Origin of the sequence: Pontibacillus marinus BH030004 = DSM 16465, assembly GCF_000425225.1 — a bacterium.
GTDB lineage: Bacteria > Bacillota > Bacilli > Bacillales > BH030062 > Pontibacillus > Pontibacillus marinus.
The window spans coordinates 15,518-29,581 of sequence record NZ_KE384334.1; the positions used below are offsets into that span (position 1 = coordinate 15,518).

The window sequence follows — 14,064 nt, forward strand, 5'->3', positions numbered from 1 at the left end:
TCACCCCCTTTAATTGAGGTTCATTTCATTAAATTTTTTTTACAAAAACGATTTTAACTTTTCTTCTAACCACACTGGTTCAATGGACTTTTCAGGATTCATCCCCTGTTTTCTACTTTCCTCATATTCTCTAATTGTTTTAAGACGTACTTCTTCATATTCTAGTTTCTTTTCTGCTTTAGAAAGCGTAGTCTCAATTTTATCTTCCGGAACTACCACGACACCATCTTCATCACCCATGATCAAGTCTCCAGGTTGTACAGGTACACCACCACAAGAAATAGGTGTATTAAACTCACCTGGACCATCTTTAAATGGACCATTTGGGATATAACCTTTTGCAAAGATAGGAAATGCTAATTCTGTTAGTGCATCTTTGTCGCGCACAAGCCCATCAATTATTATCCCCTCACATCCTTTTGCCTTAGCAGCTCTTGCCATTAACTCCCCCAAATATGCATTTTGGGTATGCCCTTTTCCATCTGCAACTAATACATAACCTTCTTTTCCAGAATGTATTGCATGGTGAAGAAACAGATTATCTCCAGGTCTCATACTTACCGTTATAGCTGTTCCAACAACTTTCATTCCAGACGCCACTGGCTTTATTTTATAATCCATAGAGCCAGTGCATCCCATTGCGTCAGATATAAGAGTTGTATTCAGATGTTTTGCCCTCTTTATTAATTCTTCCGATAAAAGTCTTGGTAAATCATTCATTGATATACACTCCTATTTGTAATTTTAAGATAATAAAGATTCATACATTGGAAGCGTTTACATCTACATCCAAAAATAAGAGCACTTTATTCATAGAAACTTGATTTTAGCAGTTAGATATGTAGTAAAAATAACACTTTTTATCTTTTATGTAATATTTATTACTACATTGTATGGTTATAGTAACATCTATAACACCAAAAGACAATATTTTTTAAAAATTCATAAAACTTCTCTCGCATTCGATTTTATTGGGGTTTCAACGTAAATTATGTCTTATTAGAACTAAAAAAAAGCAAAAAAATAAGTAATATCGAATCTTCATTCGATATTACTCATATAGAAATTAATGAAATATTTTTTACCACACATCATTCAAAGGTAAATATCATACAACACAATCATTCTAATTTTAAGTTACTTTATTTAGACTGAAGATCATTCTCTGATCATTCAATAGCATTACATAATAATTTTATTGATGGTGATATTTCATATCTGTAAGTATAGAATTAATCTTATCCAAACGCTCTTTTGTTTTACCTGGATTTCTAATGGCTACTGCACTGATAAGATAATCTGCAACAAACATAGCCGGAACAGCTGAATTGTGGAATGCGATACTGTCAGAATTTGATGGAATTACTAAATCTGAATACTTCACAATTGGTGAAGAATAATTATCAGTTATCGCTATTACTTTCGCTCCGTTTTCTTTGGCCCTATAAACTAACTCAATAATTCTTTTAGCGTACCTCGGAAATGTTGTTACAATGATTAAATCTGAGGATGTAAAACTAACAACTTTGTCAATCCAGTCACTAAGATCAGCCAAAATTAATTCACAATTACCAAGTAAGCGGTTAAAGCCATGAGTTAAATACTGGGCAACTGGCATTCCACTTCTAACACTTGTACAGTAAATTCTTTCAGCAGATACGATCATTTCTATTGTTTCATTTAATGTGCTTGTAGAAATCATTTCAACTGTAGATTGAATATTGTTAATTTGGTGCTCAACATAACTTGTCCATAAATCATCTGAATCGAGACCTTTTAAATTTGCTTCTAAACGACTTTGTGGAGCAGTTTGACTTCGAAAATGTTCCTGAAGACCTTTTTGAAATTCAGTATAACCTGAATAACCAAGACTATAAGTTAATCTCATTATTGTGGTAGTACTAGTCCCAACTATTCCTGCAAGTTGATCAACCGTTAAAAATGCTACATCCATAGGCTTTTTCAAAATGTAGTCAGCTACTTTTCGCTGTGCTTCCGTTAAATCTGATATTTTGTTAATTAAATTTGATATTGGATTTTCCATTGTATTTCCCCTATTTAAAAGTCATATGTAAAATTTATTATTTATTGACACTAGAGAGTTTTTTATATTTCATATGAGTTCATAGTATCACTTTAATATAGGTTATTAAAGTGATACATAACACCATAAGTATATTAAGAATCTGGTCTGAATCCTAATGTGTACCCTAAACTCCTCATCAAAATGACCTCCAAATCTTAAGGAATATTATTATTAATTCCACTACATATTTCATATAGTAAGCACTTTGGGACAAGTACATTGTCCATTTAAGATTTAAAAGAAGATGTATATGTCCCTCCGTCCTGCTGAGATCAATCATCCTTAAAAAAACGAACCTACCCGCAAGTAAGTTCGTTTTCGCTTCATAATAATTGATCAACCTTAGGAAATAGTCCCTCCGCATTCCTATAAAACACGTTTTTATGATGCTTCTCCGGCACCAGCGCCCCTATAAATTCAGCATAATCCTTAATTGGCGCTAAAGGCCAGTCTGAACCAAAGAGCAATTTTTCATAATGACCACAGTACGTTAAAGCATGTCTGACATGATAAAAATAGTTTCCTTCTAGCTTCCTCTCAAGCGTACTTTTCGTTCCAACCACCCAACCAGACAGATCGGCATACATATTCGGATTTTTATAAACGATCTCGGCTCCCGTTAACACCCATGGATCACCTAAGTGAGCCATCATAAAATTCACATCTCTACGCATTACAGCTACTTCATCTAGTGTTAGAGGGTGTGAGTATTTCAGCAAACCCCGCTCTGAGTATGTATCACCCGTGTGAAAGACAACCGGAACATTATAAGCAGCGGCCAGATCATAAACCGGTTGATAGATTTCATCTGTTGCATAGTATGGATAATAGCCAAGATAAATTTTGATCCCGACGACCTCTGGTTTTTGCAGTTCTTTTTCCAAACGATCTAATCCAGGCTGATCTAAAAGATAGGGATTCACCCCTGGGCAGACAGCTACTCTAGTAGGTAATGACTCCTCTAGGTCTAGCCTCATAGGAGAAGAAGCATGGTGGTCAGGAAACCCCATTTCTGGAGTTTCCGTCACACCCATACCAATTGCACATGCAATGTTTCCCTCTTCCATTTCTTTCGTTAAGCCTTTTCCTGAATAGTCAACGTGAGATAGTTTTCTGGCTGTGTATTTGAATGTTTCGATATCTGAGAAGTGGATGTGTGCATCAATGATTTTCATCATCTACACCTACCTAAACGAAAGCCCGTGAAATGGATGATTGTCATGAGACTGTTCATCCTCATCAAAAAATAGAATCGTAGGATTTAGCGAGATTACATCACCTGAAGTTGCAGACCATTTTTGCGATGTTTCTACAAGACATACTTCTGGATTTAAATACAAGCCTTCCTCCTCATTATCAGTGGGATGAATCATGTGAATCTTTTCATCTCGTTCATCTGATCCTACTGTAACGCTCGGCGCACTCTTCATGAGATATTCTTCTACACCAGCATAGTAGGTGTGGAAGACGCCCTCTGTTTTCTTGTTCGTAAAGCAAGAAGAGAGCTTTTCTGCCGGTTTAAAGAATGCCTCTAAATCCAATATCTCATCTGTGAACGTTCGATTTGAGCCTTGATCTACTTCTGCGTAAATCGCGAGCACAGGCACTTCAGGTAGTGTTAGTGCATATTGGCGAAGCGTAACACCCTTCATTTCCTCGTGCTCGGTTATCGAAGTCTTTAGGCAAAGGCCTTTCCATTCGTTACCGAGGTGGTCCTCTTTTGTCATCGGTTTCACTTCTGTTTTTTCTTTTCGCATCGAGTATGGGCTAACTTTTCGTAAATTGTAGCTTAACCCACCTCCCCATGGATTCCACCACGCTTTTGGTCCTGGCTCAGGGTACTGATGGTGTAATGCCTCGTTCCCGTTATAGGTCAGAGAAAAGATGCCTGGATAATATTCTGAAGATGCTTTAAAGGACAGAACCCCATTATTTACTGTCCAGCGATCCTCTTCTTGATTCACTTCAATCTCTCGCTTTCCTTTCACAAGCTGCAGAGTTTGAAGTTCTGCTTTTTGCCCTTTTGAACGGAATTTTCCTGAAACTTCTTTTACTCCAGGAGATTGATAGTCTAATTGAATATCGATTTGATTCACACCATCATCTTCGGTTGTCTCTTTGATATACGTTTGTTCGTCGTGTTGAACCGTTAATGTACCAGAGACATGAGGTGTAAACTTGGAACGAAAAGCGAAATTGACCTTTTCACCAACTGTTGATATAAATCTATTCTTTTCAGCCTCTAGTGCAAAAGAGGATACTTCCTTCAGATCTTTTACTTCTTCACCTAACACGAGTTCTCGCCAATCTGACCAGGAAGTGGCTACATTTACACCGATTTGAATAGGTCCGAAACATTTTTTCTCATTTGGTTGTAGTGTTTCAGCTTGATATTCAATTCCAAAACGCCAACTATCTTTCTTTAGTAAGGCGTCTTCAGACCATGACAATCCCTTTGTCTCACCACTTGGTTTAGACAAGAAAAGCCATTTCTCTGAGATTTCCTTTTCACGGATCAATTCGAAAAACGGAATAGTCCTTTCTCGATCAACCATTACGCCCTCTCTCAACGGAAGTGTGATACCTCCTAATTCGGCAATAATCGGTTGTTTTAGGAAAAGCTCTCTTTTTTCATCGGTACTGTTATTCAATAATTCATGTTTTACCTCAACCATGCCATCCCCATAAATGCTGTAGTAGGTATTGAGCAATACGGAAGAAAAGGCTTGGGACTCTAATGTCGTTTTGATTACAAAGGCTTCTGGAAGCTCAATGTATTCAACGGCCCTTGCTTCCTGTTTGGACAGTTCTTCACTATATGGCTTCCCAATTTTAGGAGAGATGAACGTCATTGGTTCCTCCTTGGAACGAACGGATCCAATTCTCACCAGGTTGTTTCGTTTTTGAATCTCAACATAATTCGGACCATTATAGCCGTACCATTTGTCTTCGGTTTCGCCACCAAATTTTGCGCCAAAGCCTGGGAATGCCAATGTTAGTTTTGTAGTGAATGAAAGCTCTTCACCACTTGAACGTTGGACACGTACTTGAACGTCTTCTGTTAGGAAACCATTCTTAAGCAATCGACACGGTAACGGAAGGGAAACACGTCCTTTGCCTTTTACCTTCGTGCTCACCTCTAAGTTCTCCCATTCCACCACATCGTTATTTGGAAGGTTTAACATCCATGTAGAGTCTTCATCAATTTGACTTTCCATATCGAGATATAATGTGCCCTTTTGATTCGGCCTCCAGTTCTTTGTTACAGAACGGAGATCAAGTTTTCCCATTTTTATTGGGAAAACACCCATTTGAAAAGGAAGTGTCGAACCGTTCACTTTTATATTTGACCCAATCACAGGGTGCGTTTTCCAAGGGTTTGGTTCATTCTTCGGCATGGAGATGCTTACAGGAAGTTTTCCAACCCACTCATCAGTCACTTGAACGTCCTCTGCGGATTTTTGTTCTACAATGCCTGATGAGTTATCGGAAATGGATACCTGACATGGTTTAGATGTCTTATTAACAACACGGTAAGTTGCCTGATGCTCTTCATTTTCAAGCAGTTTAAAAGCAGGAAGGTTCATTTCAACTAAAAGGTCCTCTGTCTCAATGAGGCGAATCCCTCTTCCTGTTCGCTCAAATTGAATGCGAACAAACTCATCGCCTGCTTCCCACTTGTACTCATAAAACGTATAGTCACCATCTTTTATTCCATCTGGCTTAATTTCGATAGGACGCTGGCTAGTCTCGTACCAATCATGCTTTTCAAAGAAAGGACGTAGCCAATCAATTTGTAAAACCTGAGGCAGGAAGTTCATCAGGTGTGTGGTATCGTCACGATCCTCCCAAAAGAACCCTACCTTTTTATATAAAGGAACCGCTTTTGTATTTCCCGGCCATGTAAATAGATCAAGACGTGGCCAGCCGTACTTTACGGTTTTATCGATTGATTCTAATAACATCTTCTTCCCGAGCTTTAATCCTTGATACTCAGGATGTACATTGATAATCGATATATAAAGCGCTCCGACATCTTCTCTATATTCAGAGAGTCCGCAATACCCTACGACCTTATCGTCAACAAGGGCAAGGAAAGTATCAAGATGGATAGAGTTGGCTTCCTCTTCAATCACCTCTTGTTCAGTGGTAACCGATTTGTCACCACCCCAATTCTCACCACTCTCATTCCACATTTGCGCAACACTTTTTGCGTAATCATCATGATATTCAACAATCTGTACTTTTTCTAACGTCTGCATATTACTACCTCCGAGCTATTTTATCGTTCGCTAATGCCCAAACATCACCATTTCCTTATATTTACTCATTGTGATAATACTGATCATCACTAACTCCTCCTTTCAAATATGTATTGGAAAAATTATCATGCACAATATATTTTATGGGGAACCGCCCACAAAGTAAAGAATATTCAGATAGAAATGAGGTTATGCATAAAAAAAGTGCCTGGCACCACCCGAACGGTGTCGAAATGAGCGTTTCTGTTCGACATATTTCGGGGCGTGCCAGGCACTTTTCCTTAAATTTTTCTACTTATTGAATATCTCATGTGTTATCTTTATAAAGGTGAATATTTTCAGAAGGGTTTGTACTCATATGTCCTATTCAGATATCATCCTTCTATTACTTGTTATTTTTATTGTCTATTATATAAAGAAGTTTATGTTTAAATCGGAACTTTCTCATAAAAACGTAACGTTTCCTTGGGAACAGATCACCTCCTTTTTAAAAGAAAATGGTGGTAATCATATATCCCATTTAATCTTGCTACAAGATAAAGAAATATTTTGGGGACAACAGCAAAGGGTGTTAATTGCTTATAAACGGATTGCTAATAAAGCAGTGGTATTAGGAGATCCTGTTGGAGAAAAAGCCTATATAAAAGAAGCTATAAAAGAGTTCTATGAATATAGTGAACAGAACGGATTAACGCCTATATTTTATCAAATCAGTCCTCAATTCATGCCATATTATCATGAAACAGGCTATAAATTCCTAAAGCTAGGAGAAGAGGGGAAGGTTAACCTCCAAAGCTTTTCTATATCAGGGAAACAAGGGGCAAAATTACGAACAAGATTCAATAAATTTGCCCGGAATTCTTACACATTTAGTATTGTTTATCCTCCTTATACGGAAGAGATACTGGCAGAACTAAAGCTTGTTTCAGATTCATGGTTAGGAACGCAGAAGGAGAAGGGGTTTTCAGTCGTATCTTTTTGTGAAGAATATGTTTCCTGTTATCCTATCGCCCTTTTATCTAACCCAGATGGCGACATTATTGCCTTTGCAACATTAGCAACTGACTACAAAGAAACCATTATCATCGACTTAATGAGAAAAGCCTCAGATAGCCCTCATGGAACGATGGATGTATTATTCATTCATATCTTCCAATGGGCAAAAGAAAAAGGCTATCAAACTTGTAGCCTTGGGATGGCACCTTTATCAAATGTTGGTGATTGTAAATATTCGCGTATAAGTGAAAAGCTTCTTCACTTTGCGTATCTCCATGGAAATAAAAAGTATAATTTTAAAGGACTAAAAACCTTTAAGGGGAAATTTGCTAGTAGCTGGGAACCGAAGTATTTAGCCTACCAAAAAACTTTTCTCCCTGTAATGCTTATACAGTTACTCTTACTCATTAATAAACAACCTGCTTCTAAATATAAGGTAGTAGAGAAAATAAAATATTTATTATCCAAAACAGGATAATGCATGAAAGAACAAAAGGCTTGGTTATCACGGTACCAAGCTTTTTTTGTTGTAAATGTGCCTGGCACCACCCGAACGGTGTCGAATTGAGTGTTCATGTTCGACATATTCCGGGGCGTGCCAGGCACTTTTCTATACATTTAGGGACATATGTCCTTTCATATCCATTCTTCTTCCTTTTAAATAGTATCAGGATAGGAGGATGTAACATGAAAGGTGCTTTATTTTCACTGTTTGGTGGATTATGTATTACCATGCAGGGGATTTTTAACGCAAGGATGAGTGACGCAATTGGTGGTTGGCATACAACTTCCATGGTTCACATTATTGCCTTTATCATAGCTATGTCTATATATATGAATGTAAGAGATGGAAAAGGAAGAAGTTTTAAGAAGGTGCCCTTTTTATATTTGATTGGGGGATCATTTGGCGTTATTGTTGTCTTTTCAGAACTGACAGCGATTCATAAAATAGGCCCAGCCTCTGCCATCGCCATACTTCTCGTTTCACAAATCCTAACAGCATTTGTTATAGAATCAAAAGGATGGTTCGGTGAAAGGAAAATTCCAATCACATTACGTCAGGGTGTGGGTCTTACGATGATGCTTGTCGGGGTTATCCTTTTCCAACTATAAAAGAAGGAGTTTATATTATGAAAGAAATACAGCCCACTCATATAGATTCCTACATGAAACAACATAAACTAGATGGATTATTTCCTGAGTATTTTCAAAACCATATCAAGTTATATCGTTTTCAGTCAGGAGATGTTCTTTTTTCAACTGGAGAAAAACTAAGTGAACTCTATTTTCTTGTAGAAGGGAAAATTAAGATTTTCACTTTATCTCCTGAAGGAAAGTCTTTGATTAATCGATTTAAGCGTCCACTCGCTCTTATTGGTGATGTTGAATATGTCAAAGGGACTGTGGTCATGAATTCAGTAGAGGCTGGCACGGATGGGTTCATGCTTGCAGCCCCTTTCTCTGAATTAGAAAAGCTTGAACAGGACCATCCCGCTTTTATACGTTTTTTACTGGAAACCGTTTCCCATAAATTTTATACCGAATCTCATACGACGAGTATGCACATGCTCTACCCTGTTGAAGTCCGTCTTGCAAGCTATTTGTTATCAATCTCCTCTTTAGGGGAAGGGACGATGTTTCATCAGGAAATGAGAACTTCGAATTTAAGAGAGCTGGCAGAGTGGATCGGTACGAGTTACCGCCATCTGAACCGTGTTTTAAAGAAGATGGCTTCTGACAATATTATTGAACGGTCTAATGGTACGATTATCATTCAAGATCTCGATAAACTCAGTACTCTAGCGAACGGGAATATTTATGAATAGGAGAGCTTTTGATGATAGGAATAGTATTAGCCATTATCGCTGGCATCTTAATTAGTCTTCAAAATGTATTTAATGCTCGAGTAAGAGAAAGAACGGGCCCTTGGGCTACAACGAGCCTTGTCCTGGGGCTTGGGCTTGTTTGTTCATTAGTCGTCTTTTTCTCCGTTGAGGATAAAAGTCTTCTTGAGTTCGGAGACGTGAACCCTATATTTTTGTTTGGCGGTGTCTTTGGTGTAGGCATCGTATTCTTTTTGATGAGAGGTGTAACGCTGATAGGACCAGCCTACGCAATCTCCATCGCCCTTATCTCCCAAATCCTTATTGCCTTTACCATTAATACAATTGGCTGGTTCGGCTTTGAAGCATCTGCTCTTTCTTGGCAGAAGCTACTTGGAATTACGTTATTGATTGGTGGCGTGCTTGTCTATAAGTTAGAAAAACAAGGTGATCATTAGGGATTAAATATTCGATAATTTCTGAAGCCAAAAAAAAAGCACTAAAATAAGTGCTTTTTTCTTTCGGTTAACTATAAACCTGTTTTAAACTCAATGCTAAAAGGTTACTCAAAACAATAATGTAATTTATTATAATTCCTTCTCATATCTAAAATTTTATTTTTTATATGAGTCGTGGAGGAAGTCCCTTTTATTACACCTGTGATGTATTCTGCAATATCCTCCATTTCAGACTCTTTCATCCCTAAACGCGTGACTTCTGTGGTTCCAATCCTTATGCCACTCGGTTCATCCCAATCTTCTGGCCGATCTTTAGGAATAAGATTCTTATTTACAATAATATTTGCTTCTGCCAACAGGTTCGCAACTGGGTATCCTCCGCCAAAGTCACTGACATCAGCAATGACTTGATGTGTTTCTGTAAACCCTTTATGATCACCCAAAACTGGAACTCCACGGTCATTTAAAGCTTTCGCCAATGCTTTAGCGTTAGCTACAATTTGTTTCATGTACGCTTCACCAAATGCTATAAACTCAGCAGCAGCAACAGCAAGTGCAGCTACTCGATTTACTTGGTGCGTTGCGGCAAGAGTAGGAAAAATAGTTTCTGTTATGGATTCAGTTAATTCCGGATCGTCCCAAAGAATGATGCCACTCTGAGGTCCACTAAATGTCTTACCCGCTGAACCGGTCATAACATCTGCACCTTCTTTAAGTGGATCCTGGAATAAACCAGCACCAATGAGTCCCAGCTGATGGGCACCATCAAAAAAGACTTTACCTCCCCACTCACTCACAATATTGGATATTTCTTTGACTGGCAGTGGGAATAGTGTCATTGAGGCACCTAATGAAACGAGCTTAGGTTTAACCTCCCTAGCTACTTTTTCAAATTCATCCATATTAACAGTTAATTCCTTTGAATCCATTGGAATATCGTAAATATTAACGCCACGAACTCCCGCGGGACCATCGTAACGGTTACTAGAGTGACCGCCAAAAGGTTGCGACAAACTCATTATGTTATCTCCAGGTTTAGTTAACGTATTATAAACCGTCATATTACCAATCATGCTGGCAACCAAGCGATGGTCAGCATAATTTACACCAAACGCTTTCTTCAGCAGTTCCATACATAGTGCTTCAATTTCATCAATGTACTGAGTCCCAGCAAACCAACGTTCTAACTTACCAATATGTCCTTCTGCTGCACGTGTTCCAACTTCTGAAGAAAGCAGCTCCCTAACTAATGGACTCGTTGGAGCTTCGGGTGCTAGAAGATTCAGACACTCATTCCCACGCCAAATTTCATTCCGTCTTACTGAATTCAACACTTCGTCAACCACAAGTCTGTCTGAAGGACTATTATTAATAATATCCTTTGCCCAATCTAAAACTTTAGTATCATGCACTTCTTTTTTAAAATCTGTCACGCTCATTCGAATAACCTCCAATTTTTTATTGAGTTAATAACTCGAATAAACTCAACCAGTTTTGTTCAACGAGGTTTGTGACTGTCTGTGACTTTGATTCTCTGCATGCTTTAATTATCTCATGGTGGTCGCTGACAGAGTTTATTCCTTCTACAGAATTAAACTTGGCAAACTCCAATCGTCTGATTTTAGATTCAACAGGTTCTAATGCCTTCAGAATCTCATGGTTATTAGATCGCTTTAGAAAAACTTCATGGAAACGATCATCAGCTTCAACTGCACCTATTACATCCTTTTTTTCTAACTTTCTTTTTAGCTGTTTATTTATCAACTCTAATGTTTCTATATCTTCTTCAGTTAATTGCGGAAAGGCTATCTTTGTTGCAAGTGAATGTAAAGACGCAACGACAACAGTTGCTTGTTTCACCTCCTCCAAATTAATTTCAACGACTCGTGTAAATGAACCTGGATTTGATACAACTAACCCTTCATCCTCTAACCTCCGTAATGCTTCACGAACGGGCGTACGACTAACATTAAATTCATTGGCTAAATCATGATCACGGACTTTCTCACCAGGTTCAAGTTCAAGACGTATGATTGCGGTTTTAAGTTGCTGATAAATTTGTTCTCTGAGTGATTGACGCTGAATGGATTGTATAGAATCGTATGTCTTCATAAAACCAATATATCGCATTTCGAATATTCAGTCAATTTAAAAAGTGCCTGGAACCGCCTGAATTAAAAAGTGCCTGACATCACCCGAATGGCGTCGAATTGAGCGTTGGTGTTCGACATATTCCGGGTGGTGCCAGGCACTTTCTGAAAACAAGAAATATTGATTATCCAGAACAAGATCATGCATGAAAGCACAATTGGCTTGGTTATAATGTAACCAAGGCTTTTTCGTTTTCAATTTAATACTAGTCATTTGATAAAATCAGTTAAGCTAAAATAATACTGGTGGGGTTTTTTATGAAATCATACATTTTGCCGGATGGTCAAAATTCGTTCAACTTATTTTCGACTGTACATCTAGTTACGCTGTTGGTAGTTCTTAGTGTAGCAGTATTGATGTTTTTCTTTCGGAAAAAATTACGAACAAAGCCTTATTATTTTATTGTTCGCTTTTCGTTATTCATCATGCTGCTCTTATCGGAAATTAGCTTGCATGTGTGGCTATATTGGATAGATGCATGGGAATATAAACACTCACTCCCATTCCATTTAAGTAGCATTACTTTGCTTTTATCAGCTTTATTGCTATTAACGAAGCGCTTTTCTTTATTTGAATTCACCTATTTTGCAGGTATAGGGAGTGCTTTACAGGCAATGGTTACTCCAGATCTTAATGCGTACACCTTTCCCCATTATAGGTTTGTTCACTTTTTCATCTCACATGGTGGAACGGTTCTTGCCAATCTTTTTATGGTATTTGTGGAAGAATTCCGTCCCACAGTTCGCTCTATTTGGAAAGCTTTCTTGTGGTTAAACACCTATGCCTTGGTTCTCTTCTTTGTTAATTTGATTATTGGCGGAAACTATATGTACTTATTGAGAAAGCCCGCCAACCCTTCCATCCTTGATTATATAGGTCCTTGGCCTGCTTATATTTTACCGCTTGAAATCATCACGATTTTGACTTTTATTATTCTTTATTTACCGTTTTGGATCATAGGTTTCATGAAGAGACATTAATTTACATTCGAAAATGTGCCTATCAACTCCTGAAATGTGTCGAAGTTAACGTTTATATTCGACATATTCCGGGTAGTGACAGGCACTCCCCGAATAATAATAATAATACGCAACACGACTGGAGTGTTATAGTTGTCAAAAGTAATAAGAGTCTTTCTGTTATTACTGATTGCAGGAGTCTTCTGGAATGTTTATGGAGATAGCATCAAACAATCTGGCATAAACGGGGCTTATGCCGAGATACAGGAAGATATTAAGGAAATAAAAGAGAACCCCAAAGTAAGCAGTGCATTAACTCAATTTGATCGAGAACTTCGGTATATCATGAGACAAATCGAAGACACTTTCGAGGGAAACCAACTAACAGATTCAGATCAACCAGCACCTGAAAAACCAGATCTAGATACACCAAATCAAAACTCTTTTTCTATTCATAATATTGAAATTGGAGATACTCGTACGGAAGTAGAACAAAGTGTGGGTGAACCCAAGCGTAGTTCAATGAATGAGTATGGTGTTAATTGGGTGACGTATCATGAGAATTATCATAACTTTTTCATGGCCACTTATAATGAAGAAAATAAAGTGGTGGGATTATATACAAACCAAGATTTATTATCGTCTAAACTTAGGATAAACTTCACTAGTACGAGGTCCTCTGTACTTGAAACGTTAGATGAGCCTCTTCAGTCAATTAGAAAAGGTTTTACACGTTATAAATGGCAAAGTAACGAAGAATATGATGTCTTTTCTATTAACGAGAATTATGTAACGATTTTTTATGACAAACATGAGAGTAATAAGGTAACAGCCATCCAAATCATCAGTTCTGAGCTCGAGCAAAAGAAGGAAGGTTTCTACCCTGACCCTAGCGCTCAGCTAAAGAAAGGGTTTGAGTATCAATTATTCGATATAACGAATGCAGCAAGAGTGAAACATGACCTGCCACCTTTATCATGGGCAGATTCAGCAAGAAAAACAGCCCGTGCTCATAGCTCAGATATGGCTGAAAATAACTTCTTTAGTCACGAAAACCCAGAAGGCCAATCTCCTTTTGATCGAATGAACGAAGATAATATTTCGTTCATCACAGCTGGAGAGAACATCGCAGCAGGTCAGCTTAGTAGTATTTACACTCATGCAGGGCTAATGAACTCACTTGGGCACAGGAAGAACATCTTAAATTCCAAATTTGAATTGCTTGCTGTGGGAGTGGCTTTTAATGAAGACGCAAGACCATATTATACGGAGAACTTTCTAACAAAATAAAACAAGCAAAAGGTTCCTTGTAATCACTTATACAAGGAA

General features: G+C 37.9%; 12 protein-coding genes. 6 read left to right on the top strand and 6 right to left on the bottom strand.

What is annotated here, in order from left to right:
• Positions 1–39: 39 nt before the first annotated feature.
• The 4 genes from H514_RS0119645 to H514_RS0119660 form a co-directional block, all read right to left on the bottom strand.
• Positions 40–720, bottom strand: a complete 681-nt coding sequence (locus H514_RS0119645) for an RraA family protein (RefSeq protein WP_027448496.1) — start codon at positions 718–720, stop codon at positions 40–42.
• A 475-nt stretch (positions 721–1,195) separates the two neighbouring features.
• Complete coding sequence (locus H514_RS0119650) at positions 1,196–2,044, bottom strand: MurR/RpiR family transcriptional regulator (RefSeq protein WP_027448497.1); 849 nt, start codon at positions 2,042–2,044, stop codon at positions 1,196–1,198.
• Positions 2,045–2,409: 365 nt separating this feature from the next.
• The gene (locus H514_RS0119655; protein ID WP_027448498.1) at positions 2,410–3,261 is read right to left on the bottom strand and encodes an amidohydrolase family protein; all 852 of its coding nucleotides are present in this window, start codon (positions 3,259–3,261) and stop codon (positions 2,410–2,412) included.
• Between the two features lie 9 nt (positions 3,262–3,270).
• Positions 3,271–6,348, bottom strand: coding sequence for a GNAT family N-acetyltransferase (locus H514_RS0119660; protein ID WP_027448499.1), 3,078 nt, complete (start codon positions 6,346–6,348; stop codon positions 3,271–3,273).
• A 358-nt stretch (positions 6,349–6,706) separates the two neighbouring features.
• On the opposite strand from H514_RS0119660, the gene H514_RS23575 reads away from it, so the two are divergent.
• The 4 genes from H514_RS23575 to H514_RS0119680 all read left to right on the top strand — a co-directional run bounded on the left by H514_RS23575 (position 6,707) and on the right by H514_RS0119680 (position 9,625).
• On the top strand, positions 6,707–7,822 hold the full coding sequence (locus H514_RS23575; RefSeq protein ID WP_051255244.1) for a phosphatidylglycerol lysyltransferase domain-containing protein: 1,116 nt from the start codon (positions 6,707–6,709) through the stop codon (positions 7,820–7,822).
• Positions 7,823–8,031: 209 nt separating this feature from the next.
• Positions 8,032–8,457, top strand: coding sequence for a DMT family transporter (locus H514_RS0119670; protein WP_027448500.1), 426 nt, complete (start codon positions 8,032–8,034; stop codon positions 8,455–8,457).
• 17 nt (positions 8,458–8,474) lie between these two features.
• Complete coding sequence (locus H514_RS0119675; RefSeq protein ID WP_027448501.1) at positions 8,475–9,170, top strand: Crp/Fnr family transcriptional regulator; 696 nt, start codon at positions 8,475–8,477, stop codon at positions 9,168–9,170.
• A gap of 11 nt (positions 9,171–9,181) precedes the next feature.
• On the top strand, positions 9,182–9,625 hold the full coding sequence (locus tag H514_RS0119680) for a DMT family transporter (RefSeq protein WP_051255245.1): 444 nt from the start codon (positions 9,182–9,184) through the stop codon (positions 9,623–9,625).
• A 104-nt stretch (positions 9,626–9,729) separates the two neighbouring features.
• Here H514_RS0119680 and H514_RS0119685 read toward each other — a convergent pair whose 3' ends face one another.
• On the bottom strand, positions 9,730–11,064 hold the full coding sequence (locus tag H514_RS0119685; protein ID WP_027448503.1) for a serine hydroxymethyltransferase: 1,335 nt from the start codon (positions 11,062–11,064) through the stop codon (positions 9,730–9,732).
• A 19-nt stretch (positions 11,065–11,083) separates the two neighbouring features.
• Positions 11,084–11,737 (bottom strand): GntR family transcriptional regulator, encoded by a 654-nt coding sequence (locus H514_RS0119690; RefSeq protein WP_027448504.1) that lies wholly within the window; start codon positions 11,735–11,737, stop codon positions 11,084–11,086.
• 296 nt (positions 11,738–12,033) lie between these two features.
• Here H514_RS0119690 and H514_RS0119695 point away from each other — a divergent pair, with 296 nt between their 5' ends.
• Together H514_RS0119695 and H514_RS0119700 are read left to right on the top strand one after the other, a co-directional pair.
• Positions 12,034–12,756 carry a YwaF family protein gene (locus H514_RS0119695; protein WP_027448505.1) on the top strand — a complete coding sequence of 241 codons (723 nt, stop codon included), beginning with the start codon at positions 12,034–12,036 and terminating at the stop codon, positions 12,754–12,756.
• Between the two features lie 132 nt (positions 12,757–12,888).
• Positions 12,889–14,025 carry a CAP domain-containing protein gene (locus H514_RS0119700; protein ID WP_027448506.1) on the top strand — a complete coding sequence of 379 codons (1,137 nt, stop codon included), beginning with the start codon at positions 12,889–12,891 and terminating at the stop codon, positions 14,023–14,025.
• The last annotated feature ends 39 nt before the right edge of the window (positions 14,026–14,064 follow it).

Bases quoted from the DNA above. Each gene is read 5' to 3' on its own strand.
- H514_RS0119645 (WP_027448496.1), bottom strand. From the start codon at position 720: ATGAATGATTTACCAAGACTTTTATCGGAAGAATTAATAAAGAGGGCA.
- H514_RS0119650 (WP_027448497.1), bottom strand. From the start codon at position 2,044: ATGGAAAATCCAATATCAAATTTAATTAACAAAATATCAGATTTAACG.
- H514_RS0119655 (WP_027448498.1), bottom strand. From the start codon at position 3,261: ATGAAAATCATTGATGCACACATCCACTTCTCAGATATCGAAACATTC.
- H514_RS0119660 (WP_027448499.1), bottom strand. From the start codon at position 6,348: ATGCAGACGTTAGAAAAAGTACAGATTGTTGAATATCATGATGATTAC.
- H514_RS23575 (WP_051255244.1), top strand. From the start codon at position 6,707: ATGTCCTATTCAGATATCATCCTTCTATTACTTGTTATTTTTATTGTC.
- H514_RS0119670 (WP_027448500.1), top strand. From the start codon at position 8,032: ATGAAAGGTGCTTTATTTTCACTGTTTGGTGGATTATGTATTACCATG.
- H514_RS0119675 (WP_027448501.1), top strand. From the start codon at position 8,475: ATGAAAGAAATACAGCCCACTCATATAGATTCCTACATGAAACAACAT.
- H514_RS0119680 (WP_051255245.1), top strand. From the start codon at position 9,182: ATGATAGGAATAGTATTAGCCATTATCGCTGGCATCTTAATTAGTCTT.
- H514_RS0119685 (WP_027448503.1), bottom strand. From the start codon at position 11,064: ATGAGCGTGACAGATTTTAAAAAAGAAGTGCATGATACTAAAGTTTTA.
- H514_RS0119690 (WP_027448504.1), bottom strand. From the start codon at position 11,737: ATGAAGACATACGATTCTATACAATCCATTCAGCGTCAATCACTCAGA.
- H514_RS0119695 (WP_027448505.1), top strand. From the start codon at position 12,034: ATGAAATCATACATTTTGCCGGATGGTCAAAATTCGTTCAACTTATTT.